At 45.8% G+C, this 24,755-nt stretch carries 25 protein-coding genes; all 25 read right to left on the bottom strand.

From position 1 onward, the window contains the following. Nucleotides 1-10: 10 nt before the first annotated feature. The 25 genes from IEW26_RS16380 to sucC all read right to left on the bottom strand — a co-directional run bounded on the left by IEW26_RS16380 (nucleotide 11) and on the right by sucC (nucleotide 24,562). Nucleotides 11-376, bottom strand: a complete 366-nt coding sequence (locus tag IEW26_RS16380) for a response regulator (RefSeq protein ID WP_090923862.1) — start codon at nucleotides 374-376, stop codon at nucleotides 11-13. A 28-nt stretch (nucleotides 377-404) separates the two neighbouring features. Continuing rightward, nucleotides 405-1,688, bottom strand: a complete 1,284-nt coding sequence (gene fliY / locus IEW26_RS16375; protein ID WP_188593127.1) for a flagellar motor switch phosphatase FliY — start codon at nucleotides 1,686-1,688, stop codon at nucleotides 405-407. Beyond that, entirely contained in the window at nucleotides 1,678-2,676 is a 999-nt protein-coding gene (gene fliM, locus IEW26_RS16370) for a flagellar motor switch protein FliM (protein WP_111270012.1), read from the bottom strand. Before fliM ends, fliY begins: the two co-directional genes overlap by 11 nt. Nucleotides 2,677-2,715: 39 nt before the next feature. After that, a complete protein-coding gene (locus tag IEW26_RS16365; protein WP_188593126.1) occupies nucleotides 2,716-3,180 on the bottom strand; it encodes a flagellar basal body-associated FliL family protein in 465 nt (154 codons plus the stop codon). Further along, on the bottom strand, nucleotides 3,180-3,401 hold the full coding sequence (locus tag IEW26_RS16360) for a flagellar FlbD family protein (RefSeq protein ID WP_056700597.1): 222 nt from the start codon (nucleotides 3,399-3,401) through the stop codon (nucleotides 3,180-3,182). Before IEW26_RS16360 ends, IEW26_RS16365 begins: the two co-directional genes overlap by 1 nt. 66 nt (nucleotides 3,402-3,467) lie before the next feature. Continuing rightward, on the bottom strand, nucleotides 3,468-4,283 hold the full coding sequence (gene flgG / locus IEW26_RS16355; protein WP_111270010.1) for a flagellar basal body rod protein FlgG: 816 nt from the start codon (nucleotides 4,281-4,283) through the stop codon (nucleotides 3,468-3,470). Nucleotides 4,284-4,365: 82 nt separating this feature from the next. After that, nucleotides 4,366-4,749 carry a TIGR02530 family flagellar biosynthesis protein gene (locus IEW26_RS16350; protein WP_188593125.1) on the bottom strand — a complete coding sequence of 128 codons (384 nt, stop codon included), beginning with the start codon at nucleotides 4,747-4,749 and terminating at the stop codon, nucleotides 4,366-4,368. Beyond that, entirely contained in the window at nucleotides 4,746-5,300 is a 555-nt protein-coding gene (locus tag IEW26_RS16345) for a flagellar hook capping FlgD N-terminal domain-containing protein (RefSeq protein ID WP_111270008.1), read from the bottom strand. The genes IEW26_RS16350 and IEW26_RS16345 overlap by 4 nt, the downstream gene beginning before the upstream one ends. Nucleotides 5,301-5,319: 19 nt before the next feature. Continuing rightward, nucleotides 5,320-6,684, bottom strand: coding sequence for a flagellar hook-length control protein FliK (locus tag IEW26_RS16340; RefSeq protein WP_188593124.1), 1,365 nt, complete (start codon nucleotides 6,682-6,684; stop codon nucleotides 5,320-5,322). Nucleotides 6,685-6,722: 38 nt separating this feature from the next. Next, nucleotides 6,723-7,661, bottom strand: a complete 939-nt coding sequence (locus IEW26_RS16335) for a MotE family protein (protein ID WP_111270006.1) — start codon at nucleotides 7,659-7,661, stop codon at nucleotides 6,723-6,725. Between the two features lie 44 nt (nucleotides 7,662-7,705). Next, complete coding sequence (gene fliJ, locus IEW26_RS16330; protein WP_188593123.1) at nucleotides 7,706-8,158, bottom strand: flagellar export protein FliJ; 453 nt, start codon at nucleotides 8,156-8,158, stop codon at nucleotides 7,706-7,708. Nucleotides 8,159-8,169: 11 nt separating this feature from the next. Beyond that, nucleotides 8,170-9,489, bottom strand: coding sequence for a flagellar protein export ATPase FliI (fliI, locus tag IEW26_RS16325; RefSeq protein ID WP_111270005.1), 1,320 nt, complete (start codon nucleotides 9,487-9,489; stop codon nucleotides 8,170-8,172). Next, nucleotides 9,476-10,333 (bottom strand): FliH/SctL family protein, encoded by an 858-nt coding sequence (locus IEW26_RS16320; RefSeq protein ID WP_188593122.1) that lies wholly within the window; start codon nucleotides 10,331-10,333, stop codon nucleotides 9,476-9,478. The genes fliI and IEW26_RS16320 overlap by 14 nt, the downstream gene beginning before the upstream one ends. Continuing rightward, nucleotides 10,326-11,342 (bottom strand): flagellar motor switch protein FliG, encoded by a 1,017-nt coding sequence (gene fliG / locus IEW26_RS16315; protein WP_145402788.1) that lies wholly within the window; start codon nucleotides 11,340-11,342, stop codon nucleotides 10,326-10,328. Before fliG ends, IEW26_RS16320 begins: the two co-directional genes overlap by 8 nt. Before the next feature lie 11 nt (nucleotides 11,343-11,353). Continuing rightward, nucleotides 11,354-12,940 (bottom strand): flagellar basal-body MS-ring/collar protein FliF, encoded by a 1,587-nt coding sequence (fliF, locus tag IEW26_RS16310; protein ID WP_145402789.1) that lies wholly within the window; start codon nucleotides 12,938-12,940, stop codon nucleotides 11,354-11,356. A gap of 131 nt (nucleotides 12,941-13,071) precedes the next feature. Then, entirely contained in the window at nucleotides 13,072-13,383 is a 312-nt protein-coding gene (gene fliE / locus IEW26_RS16305; RefSeq protein WP_110893165.1) for a flagellar hook-basal body complex protein FliE, read from the bottom strand. A 54-nt stretch (nucleotides 13,384-13,437) separates the two neighbouring features. Beyond that, nucleotides 13,438-13,890 (bottom strand): flagellar basal body rod protein FlgC, encoded by a 453-nt coding sequence (flgC, locus tag IEW26_RS16300; RefSeq protein WP_111270001.1) that lies wholly within the window; start codon nucleotides 13,888-13,890, stop codon nucleotides 13,438-13,440. Between the two features lie 5 nt (nucleotides 13,891-13,895). After that, complete coding sequence (flgB, locus tag IEW26_RS16295) at nucleotides 13,896-14,303, bottom strand: flagellar basal body rod protein FlgB (protein ID WP_188593121.1); 408 nt, start codon at nucleotides 14,301-14,303, stop codon at nucleotides 13,896-13,898. A 1,007-nt stretch (nucleotides 14,304-15,310) separates the two neighbouring features. After that, the gene (gene hslU, locus IEW26_RS16290; protein WP_145402790.1) at nucleotides 15,311-16,717 is read right to left on the bottom strand and encodes an ATP-dependent protease ATPase subunit HslU; all 1,407 of its coding nucleotides are present in this window, start codon (nucleotides 16,715-16,717) and stop codon (nucleotides 15,311-15,313) included. Nucleotides 16,718-16,832: 115 nt separating this feature from the next. Further along, nucleotides 16,833-17,375: an ATP-dependent protease subunit HslV gene (hslV, locus tag IEW26_RS16285; protein ID WP_111269998.1), complete on the bottom strand. Its 543-nt coding sequence runs from the start codon at nucleotides 17,373-17,375 to the stop codon at nucleotides 16,833-16,835. A gap of 24 nt (nucleotides 17,376-17,399) precedes the next feature. Continuing rightward, entirely contained in the window at nucleotides 17,400-18,743 is a 1,344-nt protein-coding gene (gene trmFO, locus IEW26_RS16280) for an FADH(2)-oxidizing methylenetetrahydrofolate--tRNA-(uracil(54)-C(5))-methyltransferase TrmFO (protein WP_373288486.1), read from the bottom strand. A 16-nt stretch (nucleotides 18,744-18,759) separates the two neighbouring features. Continuing rightward, a complete protein-coding gene (topA, locus tag IEW26_RS16275; protein WP_111269996.1) occupies nucleotides 18,760-20,859 on the bottom strand; it encodes a type I DNA topoisomerase in 2,100 nt (699 codons plus the stop codon). Between the two features lie 175 nt (nucleotides 20,860-21,034). Then, nucleotides 21,035-22,165, bottom strand: coding sequence for a DNA-processing protein DprA (gene dprA, locus IEW26_RS16270; RefSeq protein WP_188593120.1), 1,131 nt, complete (start codon nucleotides 22,163-22,165; stop codon nucleotides 21,035-21,037). A gap of 243 nt (nucleotides 22,166-22,408) precedes the next feature. Beyond that, a complete protein-coding gene (sucD, locus tag IEW26_RS16265; RefSeq protein WP_110893179.1) occupies nucleotides 22,409-23,338 on the bottom strand; it encodes a succinate--CoA ligase subunit alpha in 930 nt (309 codons plus the stop codon). A gap of 63 nt (nucleotides 23,339-23,401) precedes the next feature. Continuing rightward, nucleotides 23,402-24,562 carry an ADP-forming succinate--CoA ligase subunit beta gene (gene sucC / locus IEW26_RS16260; RefSeq protein WP_111269994.1) on the bottom strand — a complete coding sequence of 387 codons (1,161 nt, stop codon included), beginning with the start codon at nucleotides 24,560-24,562 and terminating at the stop codon, nucleotides 23,402-23,404. Nucleotides 24,563-24,755 lie beyond the last annotated feature (193 nt).

The following is a 24,755-nucleotide window of genomic DNA, read 5'->3' as shown; positions in this document are numbered from 1 at the left end:
ATCATGTTAATTAAGCGCCCAGTGTTTTGCTGATCGCTTCGATAACCCGGTCAGACTGGAACGGTTTAACGATGAAGTCTTTCGCACCAGCCTGAATTGCATCAATTACCATTGCTTGCTGTCCCATCGCAGAACACATAATGACTTTTGCATTTGCATCAATTTTTTTGATCTCTTTCAGTGCAGCAATGCCATCCATCTCTGGCATCGTAATATCCATCGTGATCAGGTCAGGACGAAGCTCTTTGAACTTCTCAACAGCTTGTGCGCCATCCGGTGCTTCTCCAACAACCTCATACCCATTTTTGGACAAAATGTCCCGGATCATCATTCTCATAAATGCAGCGTCGTCTACGACTAAAATTCGGTTTGCCATCTTGATTCAAGTCCTCCCTAAATTGTGCTTATTGTAATTTTTGAATTCGGTCCCATTGGCTTACGATATCTATAACACGAACACCAAAGTTCTCATCGATAACAACGACTTCTCCCTTGGCGATCAATTTGTTATTGACCAAAATATCGACAGGTTCTCCCGCTAACTTATCCAGTTCGACAATCGAACCTTGTGATAATTCCAAAATATCTTTAATTTGCTTCTGGGTCCTTCCTAATTCTACGGTGACTTTAAGGGGAATGTCCATCAATAAATTCAAATTGTTCTCGTCAACCTGACCATAAGACCCATTTTGAAAATTTGCAAATTGAACAGGCTGTACATTTACATTCCTATTTGGTACACCGCCATAATGTTGAGGGACACCATAAGGTTGCTGCGGAGGCATCCCATACGGCTGCTGTGGCGGCATGCCTTGAGGCATTCCCATCGGCGCTTGTTCATATCCACCGTAGTCCGGAACAGGCTGCTGCGGAGCCTGTGGAGGCGTCTGCTGCTGAACTGGCGGCTGTTCCATAACCGGCGGCGGTGTTGGAGCAGGTGGTGCAACTGGCGCAGGTGCAGGCTCAGGAATTGAGACTACAGGTGCACTGGCTGTAGATTCTTGAGCTCCTCCTATTAACATATCCACCATATTTTTAGCAAAAGGCACAGGGAGAAGCTGCATCAGATTGGAATCAATCAGATCCCCTACTAACAGACGAAACGAAACTTGAATGAGTGTTTCATCTGGCGGCAGATTGGTAACTCCCTCTCCACTTTCCAAGTTGAGAATATCAATCCCTGGAGGCGAAATATTAACAAACCGGTTAAAGATGGTCGACATCGATGTAGCCGAAGACCCCATCATCTGATTCATCGCTTCCTGAACCGCACTGATATGAATTTCATTGAGCTCTTCGTCGGCCGGATTCCCTTCACCGCCCAGCATTAGGTCGGCAATAATTTGCGCATCTCTCTTTTTAATAACCAAAGAGTTAATGCCCTCGAATCCATCAACGTAGTTCACATGAACAGCAACATGCGGTTTAGGAAAAGCTTCTTCAAACTGTGTCCGGCTAATAATCGACACTTTAGGTGTTGTAATATCTACCTTGAGGCCCAGCAGGGTGGATAACGCTGTGGCAGCACTGCCAAATGTGATGTTACCGATCTCCCCCAAGGCATCCTGTTCGAGCTCTGTCAGAAAATCATCTACCGTCTTCTGAGCAGGTTCGGAACTGGTCAAGGATTCAGACTGCCTAAGCAAAGCATCGATCTCTTCCTGGGATAAATAATCCTTACTCGTCAAATTCTTCAACTCCTTCGGTGACAATTTGATCTATTTGTACAGCCACACGATCCTTTATGGTTCCTGGACTTCCGAAATACTTCAGTCTGTCACCAACTTTGATAGAAAGCCCTTCTTCTACCGGTTTATTCAGTGTGATAACATCGCCAACCGATAATCCTAAAAATTCAGCAATCGAAATTCTGGATTCGCCAAGCTCGGCTACAATCGGTAATTTGGCTTTATTCACACGCGTTTTCAACGCCTCATATTCTTCCGGAGCTCTCGTTTTCTTCTCCGAAACAAACCACTGATGTGTTGATAACCGGGACATAATAGGCTCAAGAACGACATGTGGTATACACAAATTGATCATGCCCGTGGTGTCACCAATTTTGGTGCTAAGCGAGATTAAGGCAATCGTCTCATTGGGCGACACAATCTGCATAAACTGCGGATTGGTCTCCAGCGCTTCCAGTCTTGGCGAAATATCCAGTACCGTTTTCCACGCTTCCTGCAAACTCTCGAAGGCCCGGCTAAATATGCGCTCCATAATCGTCGTTTCAATCTCCGTCATGCTGGCAATTTTGGTTGGAGCATTACCTGTACCGCCCAGAAGACGATCCAGCATCGCATAACCCACGTTTGGATGGACCTCCATCACCATTCTCCCCTGCAATGGCTCTGCTTCGAAAATGTTCAAAATCGTCATTTTGGGAATAGAACGAATAAACTCATCATAAGGCAACTGTTCTACCTGAACGACATTGATCTGAACGAACGTCCGCAGCTGGGCCGAAAAATAAGTGGTGAGAAAGCGCGCAAAGTTCTCGTGTATACGAGTCAGGCTTCGAATGTGATCTTTGGAGAAACGCACTGCCCGCTTAAAATCATAAGATCTGATTTTCTTCTGAGTCTCTTCCTTTTTCAGTTCCTCTGCGTCCATTTCACCTGAAGAAAGGGCTGCTAAAAGGGCGTCAATCTCATTCTGTGATAATACATCCACCATGTCCTCACCCCCTTACATGTCTACAGCGTGTTCTGTTCATTACATTGGTGCAATAACAATGTCTGAAATGCTAGTGCTTTTCAAATTTGGCTCAGGTAATGCCTCATTAATTAGGCCTGTCAGCTTCTCATTAAATTGTTTCATACCCTTGGCCGTATTCAATTCCTCAGCCTTGGTGTCAGCAAGTGCCTGAATGATAATGGGCTTCACCGTAATGCTTTGAATTTTATCAAAATCTTCTTTGGCTGTTTTATCAGATAACCTGAACGAGAAACTTACCATAATAATACGATCAGGATCAGCCAGATTCGTTTTAATTTGTGGAAGCTCTGACGAGACTTCTACAATTTCATCCGCAGTCATCTTTTTTTCTACAGCGGCTGCTGCCGTATGTGTATTGTCGTTCTTGTCTTGGTCCCCTAATCGAATAAGTACAACAACTACGACCGCAATAAGTGTGATTGCAAGCAATGCAGTTACAATCCAGGGCATCATCTTTTTCATCAGGACTCCTCCGTTTGCTGCACTTTAATCGTGGCCGCCTGCACTCCAATTTCACGGTTGTATTCTTTGATCTTGGAAATCACTTCATCCGCTTTTTCAAGCACAATCAGTCGTTTTCCTGTTACCAGAGTAATATACGTGTCCGGCGTCTCTTCCACAATCTCGACCATCAGCGCATTTAACCACATGGGAGAACCATTTAACCGCGTAACTGAAATCATGCTAAGCCCCCTCAATCAGAGTGGAGGAGCATGCTCCTCCACCATTATCAAATTACTAATCGGTTATTAACGTTTCAGGTTAACAACTTCTTGAAGCACTTCATCAGACGTTGTAATAATCCGGGAGTTCGCCTGGAATCCACGCTGTGCCACGATCATTTCGGTAAACTCACTCGTCAAATCTACATTTGACATCTCAAGCTGACCCGCAATGATTGCTCCTGTTCCATTCTCCGTACTGTTTGCAGTCACTGGCTCAAGTTCACCATCAGGATTGGCATTCGCTGTCATACGGTACAGGTTTCCGCCGATTTTTTCCAATCCCGAAGGGTTAACCACTTTACCAATACCCAGTTGGACACCTGCTTCGGTTGTCCCATCAGCCATCGTCTGGTTAATTGTTCCGTCCTGTCCAATCGTAAACGAAACAACATCATCTCCAAGCGTTATGTTTCCTCCCCCACTATCCAATACAAATAATCCGTCAGAAGTGACCAGATTGCGGGCTGAATCCACATGGAAATCGCCGGCACGAGTCAAGTAAGGCACTTCTTGGTCTTCACTCAGACGAACCAGGAAAAATCCATCTCCGTTAATGCGCAGGTCGGTTGGATTATTTGTAGTCATTGGGCTGCCTGCCAAGTGTAATGTATCGATGGAACCTACAGAGACACCTAGACCGATTTGTTTTGCATTGACACCGCCATTTGTATCAGTCGGAGCAGTTACACCAGAAGTCGTTTGGCTCATAATGTCTTTGAACATCACTCGGCTTCCCTTAAATCCAACGGTATTTACGTTGGCGATATTATTACCAATGACATCGAGTTTTGTTTGAAAACCCCGCATCCCGGAAACGCCTGAGTACATCGATTTCAACATTTTATAAAATCCTCCCAGCCTTAATTTGGTTTGCCGCGTCAATCGGTCAGCGGCATTCCGGCTCCCGAGAAGGGCCAGCCGGTTAAGAAATAATTACGGCACTATCGATCTGAGTAAAAACGTTATCCCTCATGCTTTCACTGTCCATCGCTGTAACTACGGTTCGATTTTTGACATTAACGATAAAAGCCATATCCTGCATCAAAATCAAAGATTCTTTGGCTCCTTTGGCAGCAGCCTTGTCCAGCGCTGTTCCAATCTGTTTCATCTGTTCCGACTTCAATTCAATCCCACGCTGTTCCAATCGTTTAGCCGCGTGATTACTGAGTTTGAGCAGATTACTTTCCAGGACTTCTGCGAAAGGCTTAGCAGGAGCATTCTCCGTCTCTCCCATTCGTGGTTTACGAAGCACCCCTGGAGTAACCGGTCCTGTGTACATTTGTCCAACGGTTATGCGATCACTCATATCGTTTGCTCACGATCCGCAGCATTTTGAGTCTCGTTACCAGTTGTACCATTGGCATCATTTGAATTCCCGGCATCATTCTGTACATTCTGCACAGAGGTTTCATCCTCGTCAGCCTGCTTTGCGCGATTCACCTGAATGATCTCATCCAGCTTGATCTCATCCTTGCCTACCTTGGCATACTGTACACCGTCTCGCACAATAATCGAGTCCACAATTCCTTGACGAAGTGTACCGCTGTCAGCTTTATCCGCAGAAAGCCAGCTGATCTCCATGCCAATCATACCGGATACAGCTCCAAGTGACTGATTTAACGTTTTAAGCTGAGACGAGATATTCACCAGTTGTTCCACGGAACTGAACTGAGCCATTTGGGCTATGAACTCTTTGTCTTCCATCGGTTGCATCGGGTCCTGATTCTGCAGCTGGGTAATCAAAATTTTGAGAAACTGATCCTTACCAAGTTCTTTCGTTGCCGGATTCGTTGTCGCTTTGTTGGCAGCCGAATAATTGGGCCAAACATTATTTGTAGAAATAGATTCATTTGCCATATATTCACCTCATTCCTGTTTAAGCCTCTGCACTAAATGAATCACGTTTAATTTCGCTGTCTTCCACTTGCTCACTACGCCAGTTGCGCAGCTCCTCCTGAAGACTTGCTGCTGTTACAGCTTCATCGTTCTGCTCTCCACGTTCACGGGAACGCCGCTGCTGCTGAGACTGACTTCCTTGTTGACGCCCGCCATCCTGATACATCTCTGATCCAAGCGAGCTGTTCTGGGTAACCTCAAGTCGTTCTACCTGAATTCCTTGAGATTGTAACGAGGAACGCAGCTGCATCATCTGTTGTTCCAGCATATCTTTAGCCATCACATGCTCTGTCATAAAGCGCGCAACCAATTGTCCGTTTTGCAACGTAATCTGCACATCCAGTTTGCCCAAATGCTCAGGCCGAAGTGAGATCGTAGCCTCGGAAAATCCTTTTTGCTGCACAACATCCAGCTTGTTCACCACAAATTTTGTCATCTCTTTAGCAAAAAGGGATGCTTGCATAACAGGTTCAGCCGGTTTACCTGCAGCTGTACCTGAGCTGCGTAAGGACAGCTCTCCAGCGGTTACGACACCAGTATTATGAATCTGTGCGTCTGCATCAGAAGTTTGAACTGAATCCGCCTTTGCCGTATTTACCGTTTGAACAGACTGCTCCTTCACACTGAATGTATCCAAAATCGTTCTGAGTTCAGCCCAGCCTTTTTTACCATCGGTTTCAACACCCGCCTGTTTCAATTGAGCTTGCAGCTCTTGCAGCAGCTGTTTGAATTCAGGAGCAGATTGCAATAATGAACGATCTGGTTTCTGAAGCTCCTCTGCGAGCTGAGTCAATACATCCTGCAGGACAAAACGTACAGCTGCCGGATGCTGAGAGAGTTCCATCACTGATACAGACTTACCTGCGTTAGCCTGTTCCGCAGCGTTATCGTTCAAAGAACCTTGCTGTTTGCTGTTCGAGTTATTGTTTAACAGGGCGTACAGCTGCTGAATTAATGTTTGAAGACCTGCAAGCAAGGCTGGATCATTTTCCAAAGCTTCTTCCAAAGCATCCAGATCACCAAAAAGTTTCTTCAGCTTATCGCTCAAATCCATTTTGTCTGTATCGGCAAACAAGGAACCCAATGCCTCATTTAAAGAAGAGTTTTCTCCTTCATTTTCGGAAGCAAAAGTAAACACAAGCGGATTAGCCGTCTGACTTGCTGCTCCATTCGCAGCATCGGTGCCTTGACCACTCCCACCTGCTCCAGCCAACGATTGTGCCAGCGTCTGCAAAAACTCGCCGCCAGTTGTAACAGCATCTTTGGACTGTGCACCAGCCGCTTGGGTTGAACCAGAAGCTTTCCCGGCTGAAGCTGTAGAGTTCATTTGAAATACAAGTGACATTTTTTTCACCTCCCTCCTCTACCAATCAGATTTTACCGTTATTTATTGCCCATCAGCCGATTCAAAACTTTAGCGGTTTCAACCGAATCTTCCTTGGACATATTTTCAAGCAATTGTGACCGAGTTGCATCATTAACTGAATTCAGTATGGTAAGTGTTTTATCTGGACTTATTTTGTAGGTTTCCAGCAACAATTTGGCACCACTGGACGCAGACATGGAGGCAAAGGTCTGACTTAACTGGTTTTTGTCCAGATTTTTGCTGTTCGTCGCTGTTGTTGTAGATGTGGCGGCAGTTTCCTTTTTCAAGCGGGATTGCAATGCATCCAGTGCCAGGTCCCCTGAAGGTTTCGCATCCTTCATCATCATCGTCACATCTGCAGCGGTTTTCGGGTCCATTTTCTCCAGGACCTTCGTACGTGCCGTGGACTGCATCGCACTTAACATCAGCACCATTTCTTCATTCGTCATATTTTGCAAAATCGGCGCAGCTTTACTTGGGCTCATATCCGCATACATTTTGGCCAAACTTTTAATCTGCTTCTGATAATCACTTTCCGTTTCCGGCTGTGCCGTTGCCGCTGTTTCAGCAGCCTTTTGGGCTTCATCCAGTTTTTTTTGCAAATCAGCCGTTTTCTGTGTTTCGGCAGCTGTTGCTTCTTTAGCCGCTTTGATCTCAGCGTCTTTGGCCGTAACTTGAGACTTCAATTTCTCAATCGTTGCTTCGGCGCTTTCTACCTGTTTTTCCGAGCTTTTCAGCTTTTCCTTCTCCGGGTCCAGAACCGGATCAGGCACCCAGTTCTTCACAAAAGGAATTTTCTGGGCAAGTTCAAGTGCATTATTCCGAATATCTACATTAAATAGGGTAAGCAGTACACCCAACAGTACAACCGTAAATACAATCGGAATGGAAATCATGAGAAACTTTTCCCATCCATTCCCGGATTCTTTTTCCATATCAGTGTCTTTTACAGCCACCGTTATTCCTCCTTCACGAGACAACTTCGCGTCCGGCTCACCTATCAGTTCGCGCGCCCGGCTTTGGCAGCGAAGCGTACAGTAGCCATCTCGTCCAGATCGTTCTGTTCCCGGAGGAGCATCTCTTGCTGAAATCTGATTTTGGCCTTATCCCTCGCTCCAAGCCACACTTTTTCGTCTATTACTTTACCATTAAGGAAGGTCTGATTCCGCTGCACATTAACCTGAGCATGCTTGACATCGCTGCTCTTCCGTGAGATACACTCGTCCAGGTGAAATGCATAACGCTGCAACTCCTGTAAACTGGACGCTGATGCACAACTCTCTGCAGAAGATTGAATAATGTCCATCAGACTGTTCCGATCATTAATTAATTGCATCAGATGTTCTTCTTCCGTTTGCAATTTACCAATGGCTGAAGATAACATCCACTCTGCCTGTGTCTTCTCATTGCTCTTTAGGTCAACAACCTTCTGGAAATGATATCGAAATTTCATCGTTTACCTATTCATCTCCTTGCAAACTCCAGAATCAACCGCTCCTGTACCTCACTCAACGATGTCTTTTCATCGACCTTCTGCTTCGTAAACTCCCAAATATGATCAATCTGGTCCATCGCTTCATCTATAGCCGCATTTGATCCACGCTGGTAAGCACCGATGTTGATCAAATCCTCTGATTCCTTATACACGGCCATGAGACGTTTCATATTGTTTACCGCTTCAATCTGTTCTTCAGGAGCTATATCCTTCATGACACGGCTGATGCTGGCAAGCACATCTATTGCGGGGAAGTGCCCTTTATTGGCTATCGCACGGTTTAACACAATGTGACCATCCAGTATCCCACGCACCGCGTCAGCAATCGGCTCGTTCATGTCATCCCCGTCGACAAGTACAGTATAAAATGCTGTAATCGACCCCGTTGGTCCCGTGCCCGCACGTTCCAGCAGCTTGGGCAGACTTGCAAATACCGAAGGGGTATACCCTCTCATTGCAGGTGGTTCACCTACAGCCAGGCCCACTTCTCTTTGCGCCATCGCATAGCGGGTAACAGAATCCATCATCAACATGACATTCATTCCCCGATCCCGGAAATATTCCGCAATCGTCGTTGCAATAACGGCCCCTTTGATTCGGATCAAGGCAGGCTGATCAGATGTTGCAACAATGACTACAGAACGCTCCAGACCTTCTGGTCCCAAATCCCGCTCAATAAAGTCACGTACCTCCCGACCACGTTCTCCGACAAGTGCAATCACATTGACATCCGCTGCGGTATTCCGGGCAATCATGCCCATCAATGTACTTTTACCAACACCTGAACCGGCAAAAATACCAACCCGCTGCCCTTTGCCTACCGTTAACAAACCATCGATTGCCCGGACACCCACACTCATCGTTTCAAGTACACGTGGACGATCCATCGGATTTACAGGAGTATTGGAGGTAGAGTACATCGGCATTCTGGAAGGTAGCAGCGAACCATCAAGCGGCTGTCCAAGTCCATCCAGCACTTTACCGAGAAGCTCTGAGCCCACCTGCACTCCGAGAGGCTTCCCTGTACCTACGACGTCACAGCCGGGGCCAATAGATTGAAGCTCCCCGAGCGGCATAAGCAGCACTTTGTTATCCCGAAACCCCACGACCTCAGCCTGAAGCGGCTTGGCAGATTTTCCGGGGTAGATGTAACACACATCACCGATGCTGGCATCAGGGCCTTCGGACTCCACCATCAGCCCTATCACCTGAGTTACTTTGCCGTTAATCCGAACAGGATCAAATTGCCGCAGATGCTCCATATATCGCTGTGAACTAAGAACTTTCATGTTGATGTTTTCGCTCCTCATCCTCAAGTGCTATGCGGATCAGTTCTTTTTTTATCTCGGCAAGCTGTGTATCAATCCGTGCATCAACACTCCCGAACGCAGAACGGATTACACACCCTTTATCCTTAACCGTTGCATCCGGCAGAATCTGCAGCTCTGCTTGCGAATCAATAGAGAGAGCCAGTTCTTCCCGTGCCGCTTGTACAAAAGAAAACTGTTCAGGCGCCACACAAAGTGTAATCTGACCCTGTTCTCTTTTTCTTGATAAACTCTGACGTATCAGTTCGAGGGTTTGTTCAGGCTCCACCGTCAGCTGCTTGTCAATAACTTTCTCCGCAATGCCGCAAGCAAGTTCAACAAGGAAAGGCTCTGCCTCCTGAATAATCTGATCTTTGGCAACATAGGCTTCCTGAAGCACCTCTTGTGCTTCTCTCATCATCTCTTCGATCTTCACCTGGAGCTCTACTTCAGCTTGTGCTCTTCCTTCTTCAAACCCTTGCTGGAAACCTTGTGATCGCAGAGCCTCAGTCAGATGCTCATCCTGCTCTCGTTGTTCCTGCCACCAGCGATCAATCTGTTCCCGGGCTTCCTGAAGCATTCGTTCTGCTTCTTCCGAAGCATCACGCACCTGCTTTTCCGCAAACTCCTTGGCATCCTCCAGCATCTCGGCAGTAAGCCGTTCCGTCTCTTCGTCCACTCGTGCACGAAGTACTTCTGCTTCGGAAACTGCAGCTTCGTTCCCATCCAATCCGGACTCTTCTTCATTACCGTAGTAATGATGATTTTCGAGCCTTTTATGGTCTTCGACAGGAACGTACTGGAAAGATTTAATCAAATTAGACAATGATATCATCTCCTCCGCCACGTGCGATAATGATCTCACCGGCTTCTTCCAGTCTGCGGATTGTACCTACGATACGTGTCTGAGCTTCCTCCACATCACGCAACCGTACAGGTCCCATAAATTCCATCTCTTCCTTGAATGTTTCGGACATGCGTTTCGACATATTCCGGAACACGGCCTCCCGTACTTCCTCGCTTGCCACTTTGAGTGCAAGCTGCAGATCGGCATTGTCGATATCTCGGATAATACGTTGAATGGAACGATCGTCCACATTGACAATATCTTCGAAAACGAACATACGTTTTTTGATCTCTTCTGCCAGTTCCGGGTCTTGAATCTCCAGTGAATCCAGAATCGTACGCTCTGTTCCCCGATCGACACCGTTCAAGATCTGAACAATGGACTCGATACCACCGGCATTCGTGTAATCCTGCGTTACTGTAGATGACAGTTTCTGTTCCAGCACACGCTCAACCTGTGAAATAACTTCCGGTGACGTGCTGTCCATAACCGCTACTCTGCGAGCAACCTCAGCCTGCTTCTCCTGAGGAAGAGATGACAGAATCGCTGCGGCCTGTTCAAATTGCAAATATGACAAGACAAGAGCGATCGTTTGCGGACTTTCATTCTGAATAAAGTTCAAAATCTGGTTTGGATCTGCTTTACGTGCAAAATCAAATGGTCTGACTTGCAGTGTAGCGGTCAAACGATTAATAACTTCAAGCGCTTTGGTCGAGCCGAGCGCCTTTTCCAAAATCTCTTTGGCATAGTTAATACCGCCTTGAGAGATATACTCTTGCGCCAAACAGATCTGGTGAAACTCGGACATGATGAGATCCTTCTCCGAAGCATCCACCTTACGTACATTGGCGATTTCCAAAGTTAGCTGCTCAATCTCCTCGTCACGTAAATGCTTGAAGATTTGCGCTGATACTTCCGGACCTAATGTAATTAACAAGATTGCTGCTTTTTGTCTGCCAGTCAACGTTTGACTGCCTGCTTTTGCCAATGTGTTCACCTCTATTCGTCAGCCAGCCACGTACGCAGCAGATTGACGAATTCGTCCGGCTTTTTCTTGGCCAAACTCTCCAATTGTTTGCGCACTTGACTTTCGTTCGTCACACTGTCCAGTGTTATGGACGGGAACTCTGTTGCTACTGGAAGCGGAATGTCTTCTTCTTCCTCAAACTCATTTTGTTTACGACGACGACGCACTAACAGGATCACAACTGTAGCAATCAAAGCTGCAATAAGCGCCCCGCCACCCCACATCATTGCAGGTGTCAGCTGGAAGCCTGTTTTGGCATCTGCAGCCGTTGCGAACCCTTGTGACATGACTGAAACTTTTTTCGTCAAATCTGCGTCTGTTATTGTAGTACCTGAATCTGCCAGGGAGGCACGAACGATATTCACCAGAATATTTTCAATGGCATCCCGAACCGGCTGCTGCAATTCAGTTTGTCCTGCCGGCGGTTCAACCGCAACGTTAATGGTTAAATCTTTTACAGTATATGGGCTTGAAATGATATCTCTGGCAATTCGATTCACTTCATAGTTAATGGTGCTTGATGATTCCTCTGAATTCCCATTGCTGTTTGTATCTGAAGAAGGATAACCTGGGACGTCCTGTTGACCGGTCCCTGCGACACCACCGGATGGTGTAGCTCCTCCTGTATAGCTTTTTTGAATCTGCTGCACGCTGATCTCGATGCCCTTCATGTTTTCCTGATCCACAGGTGTAACCATATTTTCTTTGCTGGTCACCTTGTCAAAATTCAGTTTCGAGGCTACGAGCACGTTAACCTTGTCCTCACCCACAATTTGAGAAAGGAACTGTTTAACGTTGTTCCGCACATCACTTTCGAACTTTTTCTGCAAAGCCATATTTTCCTGAACTTCAGATGACAACCCACCGCTGCCACCGCGAGCTGTTGGAATGAGCTCAGCTTCATCCGTGTTCGTGATGGTGATATTTTCAATCGGCAGGTTCGGGACAGCCGTTTTAACCAAATTAAAGTATCCGTCTACAGCTGCCTGGTTCGGATGATAACCGGGTTTGAACTGAAGTGCTACGGAAGCCGAGGCTTTGTCCTGCTCTTCCAGACCTGCAAAGATGTTATCTTTCGGCATGTTAACCAGCACTTTGGCATCCTGAATTCCCTGCATTCTTTCAAGCAGCTTTTCTACCTCTCCGTTTAACGCATTGTTATACTTCACATCAAACTCTTTATCCGTCATACCAATCGGCGATGAAGAAGTTTCAAATGCTTTATAACCGAGCGAGCCATTTTGAATAATGCCTTGAGATCCGATATTAACTTTCGTCAGTGCTACATCTGTACTAGGCACAGAGATGCTCTTTCCATCCGCACTGAGCTTGTAAGGAATATTGGATGAGTTCAGATAATTGATTACACCAGCCGAATCGCTTGCATTTAAATCAGTGAACGCAACTTCATATTCCGTTTTGGATAACTGCATCGTCAGAACGACTGCTGCCAAAATCAGAAATAAGAAGGTTGAAATAAATAATGTTTTTTGCTTCTTGCTAAAGCTGTTCCAGTACTGTGATGCCTTGTCCCTGTACTGGGCAATTCTCTCATTCACTCTGTCACCCCATCCGAAACTTTGCTTAGTCTGTCCTTCCACGAGGCCTTAGCGTTCCATTAGCCTGTATGAGGAGCAGCATCGCAGCTGCTTGTCGTAATGATCAGCGCTATTGTCTGCGCAAGTATTTCTTATAACTGCGTGCGCATAATCTCCTGATATGCCTCAACCACTTTGTTTCGAACCTGAGAGGTCAGCTGCAAACTTAACAAGGCTTGTTCTGAAGCAATCATTACCTGATCTACATTCGCCTTGCCGATCAAAAACTGATTAGACATTTCATGCGCCTGGGACTCCTGTGCAGCGACAGACCCCAACGCATTTTGTAAATATGTACCGAAGCTCTGAATGCTCTCGGCTGGTGTAGAAGGTTTATTTTCAACAGTGCTTTTCATCTGTAACTGCTGGGCACCTTGAATGTTGAACATATTATTCTGAATCATGAATGTCCCTCCTCTTATCTCCTGGTTTCAATTGTTGTCGAAAAATGCAACAGATTAAGATCTACCGATCTCCAAGGCTTTGGAAATCATCGCTTTGGTTGAATTCAGTGCTGTAACGTTAGCCTCATAAGAACGTGAAGCCGAGATCATATCGACCATTTCCTTCGCAATATCCACATTCGGCATATATACATAACCTTCTGCGTTTGCGTCAGGATGAGTAGGATCATAGACTGGCTTGAGTGGCGACTGATCTTCTCGGATTTCGGTTACTCTGACACCGTCACCCGTTCCTCCACCTTGCATCTGATTTTGCAGCATTGTACTAAAGGACGTTTTATTCGGCTCAAGTACAACCATTTTCCTTTTATAAGGAACTGCAACCCCATTAACCATGCTTGCGCGCGTGGTTTCCGCATTTGCTATGTTGGATGAGATGACGTCCATTCGTAACCGTTGAGCCGTAAGGGCTGAAGCACTGATTCCAAAACTGTTACTAATATTCAACGATGTTATCTCCCTTCTACGCCGATTCGCATCATTTTAATCTGTTCGTTTACTTGCTGGATATAAGCGTTGTAACGCAATTGATTGTCCGCCAGAAGGCTCATTTCCCGATCAATATCCACGTTATTCTGGTTGTTATTCATGGAGGTGGACTGGTCCATATTAACTACTGGCGTTGGTATAGAAGAGGAAGGACCTATGACAAAATGCCTTGGAGCAGTTACTTTACCTTTGAGAACAGGCAGATCACCGTTCATCTGTTCCTGCAGCATTTCTTCAAAAGAAACGTCTGAGCGCTTGAAATACGGGGTATCGGCATTCGCGATGTTGTCAGCAATCGTTCGTTGTCTGATGTTCGACGCATCGAGTGCACCTTGCAATCTTTTAAAACTGATATCATTTAAAAGATTCACGATATCCCTCCTCTCTTTAGAATTTATGGAAAAAGATTGAATCTTTTTACGCGAAACTGCTTATGTTTTTTCGACAAAAACATTCGTCTTTATGCGTTTTTCTAGGACTTTGGTAGAATTAACTCTGATGTTGTCGTATAACATAAGTTTCTTCGAGATTGGGATATATTACAATAAGAAAAAAGCCCTATCTTTTCTGAAAGAGAGGGCTTTTTGTGTGTTTTCTGTAAATTATGAATTTTTTCGTAAATATTCAGTCCCAAATCAAAAATGTGTTAACAATCTTGAAATACATGCTTAAACATTTTTAAAATAATTGTGATTCTTTCTATCACTGTTTCGTATGAGGCAAGGGGTAATCACATTCATTTCGGAAGCTTGATCATGTGTTGGCTTTAGCATTTTTTACCGCTATATTAGGGTTTAGAGCTGCTAGAAACTGTATCTTAACTGAAGTTTCTTCTATATCGCTCAACCATTCATCATAGAAAAATTGTCTGAACTTCATTTCTTCCTCAACACTTTCTTAACAATTACGTTTACTGCTTCGAATTTATGTCCGGGGAAAATTTAGCGGCTGAACATTTTTCTACGAATCAACAACTTGCGCATTTACGCAAGTTTTTCCAATGCTTCGCACGAGTAATAAATACAAATTAAATAATTAAAATTCTTTTAATGGGAATGAATGGTTTTATTTTTGTGTGAATAAAATGCCATTTCTCTGCCCTTTGCCCTGATTAGTCTGCGGCACAAGTCCTACTTTTATATCTTATTCAATATGTTACATCTCTTATATCGGTGTATCCCCAATAAAGATTTAGCATTTATAAAAATAAAAAAAGTATGTACCAGACAACAGAAACTTCCACATGTTATCCGCAAGAGTTCACATATAGGATAGAAGCTGTCTGTTCCGATACATACTCATTAGCCAAGCATACGTTACAATTTATTGGCTAAGCTTGCCTCATTATACTTACGTTATCAGCAAACATAGGAGGATTCTACAAAATATACTGACTCAAATCACGATCAGTTGCGATATCATTTAATTTCTCACGCACATACTCAGGCGTAATCACCATATGCTCGAGCGTAAGCTCAGGAGCTTCAAAGGATAGATCCTCCAGAAGTTTCTCCAAAATGGTATGCAACCGGCGAGCACCAATATTTTCTGTGTTCTGGTTAACCGATTCTGCCAATTTGGCGATCTCGCGAATCGCTTCGTCGGAGAATTCGATTTCGATATTCTCTGTGCGCAGCAAATCCACATACTGCTTCGTTAATGCATTCTGAGGTTCTGTCAAAATAGACACAAACTCATCCAGTGAAAGGCTGTTAAGCTCTACCCGAATCGGGAAGCGTCCCTGAAGCTCAGGAATGAGATCTGAAGGTTTGGCAACATGGAACGCACCGGCAGCCATAAACAGAATATAATCCGTTTTGACCGGGCCATACTTGGTCATCACGGTCGACCCTTCTACGATTGGAAGAATATCACGCTGTACCCCCTCACGCGATACATCCGGGCCACTTCCGCGTCCTTGGCTCGCCACTTTATCAATCTCATCAATAAAAATAATGCCTGTCTGTTCTGCACGTCTTATAGATTCCTGAGTTACATCATCCATATCAATCAATTTACTTGCTTCTTCCTGAATCAGCACTTTGCGCGCTTCCTTGATCGCCAGTTTGCGCTTCTTCGTACGACGCGGCAGCAAGCTGCCGAACATCTCCTGCATGTTCATACCCATCTGATCATTGCCTTGACCAGCAAACATATCCATCATGTTTGGAGTATTATCCTCCACATCAATCTCGATGATGTCATCTTCCAGTTTGCCAGATAGCAAATCAAATCTGATTTTGCGTCGGCGCTCTGCCACTCCTGTATCAGGTTCCGGCTCGTCTTGCTCATTAGCAGCATTCCCCGCATTGTTGTTGCCAAATATCATTTCAAACGGATTACGCTGATTTTTGGACTTGGACTGGGAAGGGGCCAGGATATGTACAATGCGCTCGTTCGCCGCTTCCTCCGCTTTGTCCTTCACCTTTTCTGTACGCTCAAGCTTCACCATGCGCAGTGATGTTTCGATCAGGTCACGGACCATGGACTCCACATCACGGCCCACATATCCTACCTCTGTGAACTTGGTAGCTTCCACTTTGACAAAGGGTGCACCCACCAGCTTGGCAAGACGGCGGGCAATCTCTGTTTTACCAACGCCTGTAGGGCCAATCATCAGTATATTTTTAGGCACAATGTCGTCCTGTGTGTGTTCTGGCAAAAGACTGCGTCGATAGCGGTTACGAAGGGCTACTGCCACTGATTTTTTCGCCTGTTTCTGACCTACAATATATTTATCCAGTTCCGCAACAATCTGTCTTGGCGTTAAGGCTTGAGTATTCATATACTTCCCTCCTGCATGTATGTTAACGTTCAAGTACTACAAGAACAAAGAATCTCCTTAACGTAAGCCGGGGCAGATGAAACATCTTGCCCCTGTACGGGAGATTTCTTTGATTTTACAATTCTTCCACAATGATATTACTGTTTGTATATACACACAGCTCAGAAGCGACCTGAAGGGATTCACGCGCGATGTCCTTGGCTTCCATCTGTACGGCGTGACGTTTCAGCGCCCGCGCAGCAGACAGTGCAAAATTACCGCCTGAACCAATTGCGATGATATCATCATCCGGTTCTATAATCTCTCCCCCGCCAGAAATAAGCAGCATACCTGTTTTATCCATGACGATCAGCAGCGCTTCAAGCTTACGCAAAATACGGTCCTGCCGCCAATCCTTCGCAAGCTCCACGGCAGCCCGCTGCAGATTGCCGTGATGTTCTTCGAGTTTACCTTCGAATTTTTCAAACAACGTAATTGCATCCGCCACAGAACCTGCAAATCCGGCAACAACCTGTCCGCGATACAAACGTCTCACTTTTTTGGCTGTATTTTTCATGACAACGCTCTGGCCCATCGTTACCTGGCCATCACCTGCAATCGCCGCCTTGCCATTATGACGGACAGCACAGATCGTTGTCGCATGAAATGACATATCCATGATATCTGCCTCCCCACGAATAATTTATACGCGTTCTGGAACGGTTAGACCTTCGGAAGCAGCAAACCTGGCGATCCCATCCAGGGCACGCTGGGCAAGTGCTTCATTTTTTTCTTTTTTGTTGCGAATTTTAGTTTCCAGTTTCGGAAGCAAACCAAAGTTTGCGTTCATCGGCTGGAAATGCTTGAAATCGGCTGTTGTAATATATTGAGCCATACTTCCTAGCGTTGTTTCCACTGGAAGTACAACGAGCTCCTGACCAAGTGCAGCTTTGGCCGCATTCATGCCTGCAATCAGACCGGATGCCGCAGATTCAACATATCCTTCCACGCCTGTCATCTGACCGGCAAAGAACAGATTCGGGCGATCTTTGAACTGATACGTCGGACGCAGCAGCTTAGGTGAGTTAATAAATGTATTTCGGTGCATTACACCGTAACGTACAAACTCCGCATTCTCAAGACCTGGAATCAGAGAGAATACCCGTTTTTGTTCGCCCCATTTCAGGTGGGTCTGGAAGCCAACCAGATTGTAAAGGGTTCCCGCCGCATTATCTTGTCTGAGCTGTACTACGGCGTGCGGTAATTCACCTGTATGCGGGTTAACCAGACCTACCGGCTTCATAGGTCCAAACAAAGCCGTTTGTTTACCACGCTTCATCATAACTTCGATCGGCATGCAGCCTTCGAAATAAATTTCCTTTTCAAACTCTTTTAGCTGAGCAACCTCGGCGTTAATAAGCGCTTCATAGAAAATATCGAACTCTTCTTCTGTCATCGGACAGTTCAGATAAGCCGCTTCTCCTTTATCGTAACGGGAGGCGAGGTATACCTTGTTCATATCAATTGAATCTTTTTCAATAATCGGTGCTGCTGCATCATAAAAATAGAAATATTCCTCACCCATCAGTGCCTTGATCTGCTCGGACAACGCTGGCGAAGTGAGCGGCCCTGTAGCTACAACGACAATGCCATCCTCAGGCAGCGAGGTCAGCTCTTCATTCACCACTTCAATAAGCGGATGCTGATGCAGTGTGGATGTAATTTCCCCTGAGAAGCCATCGCGGTCAACCGCCAGAGCACCTCCCGCCGGGACAGCATGACGATCAGCAGCGCCCAGAACCAAAGAGTTCAGCATTCTCATTTCTTCTTTCAAGACACCTACTGCGTTAGCCAGCCCATTGGCACGCAGCGAGTTGCTGCAGACCAGTTCGGCAAATTTATCCGTATGATGAGCCGGTGTTTTGACGACCGGTCTCATCTCATATAGTTTAACGCGTACGCCTCGGCTGGCAATCTGCCAAGCTGCTTCTGATCCAGCCAGTCCGGCACCAATAACCGTTACTTGTTGTTCACTTGTCAAAATCATTTACCCCCATCATATGCTAATCCGCTGACTCATCTTCCGTTTCTTCCACCGGCTCCTGATGATCACATGAAGTACATTGCAATTTGGTCCCTTTTTTGTTTCGTTTCTCTATCATTAAAGATCCACAGCTAGGACAAGGCTTGGCTGAAGGTTTATCCCAGGAGACGAAATCACATTCAGGATACTTGTCACATCCGTAGAATATACGTCCTTTTTTACTGCGACGTTCCACCACATGCCCTTCTTTGCATTTCGGACATGTTACGCCGATATCCTTGATGATCGGTTTGGTATTACGGCATTCGGGAAAACCCGAGCACGCAAGAAACTTCCCGAAACGCCCCAGCTTGTAAACAAGCGGTTTGCCGCACTTTTCACATATCTCATCGGATACCTCGTCTTCAATCTCAATCTCTTTCATTTCTTCTTCGGCAAACTCCAGCCGCTTTTCGAAAGATTCATAGAATTCGGCGAGAACTTTAACCCAGTCTTCGGAGCCTTCCTCTACATGGTCAAGATCACCTTCCATGTTTGCCGTGAACTCAACATTCAGAATTTCCGGGAAAAACTCTTCCATCTGCTCGATCACAAGCTCTCCGAGCTCGGTCGGCATAAACTTCTTTTCTTCGATCGCAACATATCCGCGCTTCTGAATGGTCTCCAGTGTTGGCGCATATGTACTCGGTCTGCCTATGCCCAATTCTTCCAATGTTTTAACAAGCCTTGCCTCCGTATAACGCGGCGGTGGCTGCGTGAAGTGCTGTTTGGGCTCAATTTCCTGCTTTTCAAGCACATCTCCACTTTTGAGCGGAGGCAGCAACCGATCTTCATCGGTGGTACCATCGTCATTGCCCTCAACATACACTTTCATAAAGCCCTGGAAGCGAACCTTTGAACCCGCTGCCCGGAAAATGGTGTCTCCTGCAGCGATATCCACCGAAAGTGTATCGAGAATAGCCGAGGACATCTGGCTTGCTACAAAGCGTTCCCATATAAGCTTGTATAATCGGAACTGATCACGACTCATAAACGATTTAATCGAATCCGGATCACGCAATACGGAAGTTGGTCTGATCGCTTCGTGTGCATCCTGAGCATTGGAAGCCTTTTTGGAATAATTGCGCGGGCTTTCCGGTGCAAAGGTCTCTCCGTATTTGCCAATGATATATTCCTTGGCTTCTTCCTGTGCTGAAGCCGCAATACGGGTGGAGTCGGTACGCATATACGTGATCAGACCGACTGTGCCCTCTTTTCCAAGGTCTACGCCCTCATAGAGCTGCTGGGCAACCGACATCGTTTTGGAAGCCCGGAAATTAAGTTTACGAGCCGCTTCCTGCTGCAGGGAGCTCGTTGTAAATGGCGCAGAAGGATTACGTGTACGCTCTTTTTCTTTTACTTCCTTGATCGTAAAGTCAGCGCCCTCAATCTGTTTGAGAATGGCCTGTACTTCTGCTTCACTGCCCAGCTCGGTTTTGGTGCCGTTTAATTTATGGAACTTCGCTTCAAACGGATTACCATCTGCACTCAGTTTGGCCGTGATGCTCCAGTATTCTTCCGGCTCGAATTCATCAATTTCATTCTCACGATCCAAAATAATTTTGACCGCAACGGATTGAACCCGCCCTGCGGACAGGCCCTTTTTTACTTTCTTCCATAATAGTGGACTGATCTTATAACCCACAAGCCGGTCCAGAATACGTCTGGCTTGCTGTGCATTGACAAGGTCCATATTAATTTTACGTGGCGTTTTGAATGCGTCCTTCACTGCCTGCTTCGTAATTTCATTAAATACAACCCGGCAGTCCGCCGTGTCATCCAGTTCAAGCGCATGTGCCAGATGCCAGGCAATTGCTTCTCCTTCACGATCGGGGTCGGCTGCGAGATATACTTTTTTGACTTTCTTGCGCGCATCCTTGAGTTCTTTCAATACTGAACCTTTACCGCGGATCGTAATATATTTCGGATTAAAATCGTTCTCTACCTCAACGCCGATCTGACTCTTTGGCAAATCGCGGACATGTCCCATTGAAGCTTTCACGATGAACTTGCTGCCCAGGTATTTGCCAATCGTCTTCGCCTTTGAAGGCGACTCCACGATTACGAGTGCATCCGCCATAGGTTCATCCTCCTCTCAGTCATGAAACTTCTTGCCATATAAGTTGAACTTCGAAATTTACACGTGACACTCCGATGACAGAGTTTGAGTGTAAATAATTTTTCAACTTATATAGTTCATGTACTTTCATTTTCATATTTTATATATTCCACATACTGCACAGGTTGCAGCATCGTCATACCCTTGCATATTTGGTTCCAGGTAATTGGGTAATCTGCTTTTTTATGATTAAAGATAACAGAACTGAATGTAAATGTCCAAAATCCCAGCCTAACTGATCAATCAGTTGATCCAAGGATTGCTCTTCCTGCTCAACTAAAACGATAATCCGCTGTTCATCTGCAGACAGCTGCACTTTCGCAAACAGCCCTTCTTCTGCATGCCCCTGCATTTCTGCCGAACGTCCTCTATTGTAAGGAAGTTGTTTGGTATTTGGCAAGTCCAAACGATACTCTTCCAACAAATCGGCTGCACAAGTGACCAGTTTTGCCCCCTGACGAATCAAATTATGTGCCCCGCGGCTCTTCGGAGAAGTAATGGGTCCAGGAACAGCAAATACATCCCTTCCCGCTTCCAGTGCTGCATCCGCGGTAATTAATGAACCACTGCGCAGATCTGCTTCTACAACAAGTGTACCAAGTGTTAATCCGGCTATAATTCGGTTACGTTCGGGAAACAGCCCTTGGCGAGCTCTCGTTCCAAGTGGATATTCGGACAAAAGCAGACCTGTTTCGGCAATCTGTTCCGCTAAGCCTGTGTTTTCAGGAGGATAAACATAGTCCATTCCCGTACCAAAAACGGCAATGGTTTTTCCTCCTTCTCGTACAACAGCCTCATGACACACACGATCAATACCTCTGGCAAGACCACTGACAACGGTTAGTCCAGCCTGACTTAATTGTGATGCAAGCTTCTCACCTACCTTGCGTCCGTAGACGGTAGGCAGCCTAGTTCCAACCATTGCAATCGAAGGTGTATGCAGCAGCTCAATATCCCCCCGAGCATATATAATCCAGGGAGGCTGAACGGTTTCCTTCATTAATATAGGATAATTGGAATCCAAATAAGTAATAACCTTGAGGCCACGATTATAAACCTGCTCTCTTCTATATTCAATCCAGCTGGGATTAAAATCTCTGACTAACCGGGCAGCCTGATCTTTTCTCAGTCCAGCTGTAATCCAATCTGCCTCCTGGTAATCAAACAGCTCCGTCAGTGAATGTGCACCTGACATCAATTTGGAAATGCTTTTTCTACCGATGCCCTCCATTTCATGCAGCCCAAACAAAATCCAGCGTTCCTCCATCTTGTTTACCTCCCATGGAGGAGAGAAAAACTCCCCTCATATTGTGTGATAAGTTTCGATAAATTGCAAGCGTTTACACCTGTAGGGCTTTACAAAACGAATTTCTTATTCAAAATAAACGCAAAAAAGCAACCTTTTGTCCCTTGTAAGGACAAAAGGTTGCTTACCTTTACCGTTTCCTGAATTAACGGTTGCAGAAATAAACGATTTCCAAGCCGTTTCTTCTATTATAACGGAACAGGATTAATGTGTCGTGCACAGATTCAAAATGCCGCGTTCTTCAAGCACACTTACCAAAGTGGAGCCCATTTCGGCTGGTGTTGGAGCGACTTTGATACCGCAGGATTCGAGCTTCGCAATTTTCTCTTTGGCTGTACCTTTACCGCCGGAGATAATTGCGCCCGCATGACCCATACGTTTACCTGGAGGCGCTGTAACACCACCGATGAATCCAACCACCGGTTTCGTCATGTTAGCTGCCACCCACTCGGCCGCATCCTCTTCCGCAGTACCACCGATCTCACCAATCATGATTACAGCATGCGTTTGAGGGTCTTCATTGAAACGTTTCAGGATATCGATGAACTCGGAACCCTTAACCGGGTCTCCACCAATCCCTACCGCAGAAGACTGACCAATGCCACGAGTTGTAAGCTGATGAACAGCCTCGTACGTCAGTGTTCCGGAACGGGAAACAACACCAACGTGTCCTGGCATATGGATATATCCTGGCATGATACCGATCTTGCACTCGCCCGGTGTAATCACACCTGGACAGTTAGGACCGATCAATACCGTATTTTTTCCTTCCATGAAACGATCCACTTTGACCATATCAAGAACAGGAATACCTTCGGTAATACAGATGACAAGATCCAGTTCTGCGTCAACCGCTTCCATGATGGAATCCGCCGCAAATGCAGGAGGAACGTAAATGACGCTCGCTGTTGCGCCAGTAGCTTCCTTCGCTTCCTGCACCGTGTTGAATACCGGCAGGCTGACTACTGAACCGTCTTCCAGCGTGATGTCAACATTGGTTCCGCCTTTACCTGGCGTAACACCGCCTACCATCTGGGTTCCGTAGTCCAATGCGCCCTTCGTGTGGAACATTCCCGTTGAACCCGTAATGCCTTGCGTAATGACTTTTGTATTTTTATCGATCAAAATACTCACGTTGCTTCACATCCTTACGGTTATTTTTCAATTCCCGGACAGCTCCGGTACGAAGGAATGAACTTATTTTACGAGGGCCACAATTTTCTGTGCACCATCGGCCATGGAATCAGCTGGAACGATATTCAGGCCGGATTCACCCAGAATGCGTTTACCGAGTTCCACGTTAGTTCCTTCAAGACGAACAACCAGCGGTTTGGTCAGTCCAAGCTGCTTCGCGGCTTCAACTACACCGTTGGCAATGACATCACAACGCATGATACCACCGAAGATGTTAACAAAGATACCGGCTACTTTGGCATCAGACAAAATAATCTTGAATGCTTCAGTAACTTTCTCTGTGGTCGCACCGCCCCCAACATCAAGGAAGTTGGCAGGATCGCCGCCATAATATTTGATGATATCCATCGTCGCCATTGCAAGTCCTGCACCATTAACCATACAGCCGATGTTGCCGTCAAGCGCTATGTAGCTGAGGTCATATTTGGAAGCTTCGATTTCTTTTTCATCTTCCTCATCCAGGTCACGAAGCTCTTGAATATCCTTGTGACGGAAGAGAGCATTGGAGTCAAAATTCAGCTTTGCATCCAGTGCGATAACGTTTCCATCTCCGGTAACAACCAGCGGGTTGATCTCGGCGATCGAGCAATCTTTTTCAACAAATGCCGTGTACAGCGCCAGCATGAACTTCACAGCTTTATTCACGAGCTCATTCGGAATTTTGATGCTGTAAGCCAGCTTGCGTGCCTGGAACACTTGCAACCCGATTGCAGGGTCAATAACTTCTTTGAAAATTTTCTCAGGTGTAGCTTCAGCTACTTCTTCAATCTCCGTACCGCCTTCTTCAGAAGCCATCATAACTACACGACCTGTAGCACGATCGACCACAACACCCACATAATACTCTTTGCGGATATCGCAGCCCTCTTCAATGAGAAGACGTTTCACTTCTTTACCTTCTGGTCCTGTCTGATGGGTTACTAATACTTTGCCCAAAATTTCGGAAGCATAGGCACGCACTTCGTCGATGCTTTTTGCCACTTTCACACCGCCAGCTTTACCCCGGCCTCCTGCGTGAATTTGCGCTTTAACTACAGTCACCGGACTGCCCAGTGCCTCTGCGGCCGCAACCGCTTCATCGACTGTATAAGCAACCTTTCCATTTGGAACGGTAACTCCATACTGTTTCAGTACTTCTTTTCCTTGATATTCATGGATATTCATTCTCGAATCCTCCTATCAACATGACTGCAACAAGGCGGGTTGGTAGACGAACAAAAGACAAATGTTGACTATTTTCACTTAAACCCAATTCATTGTAACATGTTTTTAAAACGCTTTCCTTAAAAAAGTAATGGTTAATAGACAGCTTTTTGATATGGATATGATCCCTTTTTGTGAATGCTTGGATATTAAT

The sequence above is a fragment of the Paenibacillus silvae genome, from assembly GCF_014639235.1.
In the GTDB taxonomy this organism is placed as follows: domain Bacteria; phylum Bacillota; class Bacilli; order Paenibacillales; family Paenibacillaceae; genus Paenibacillus; species Paenibacillus silvae.
The sequence above is the reverse complement of the archived record's forward strand: the minus strand, read 5'-3'. Positions and strand labels throughout refer to the sequence as shown.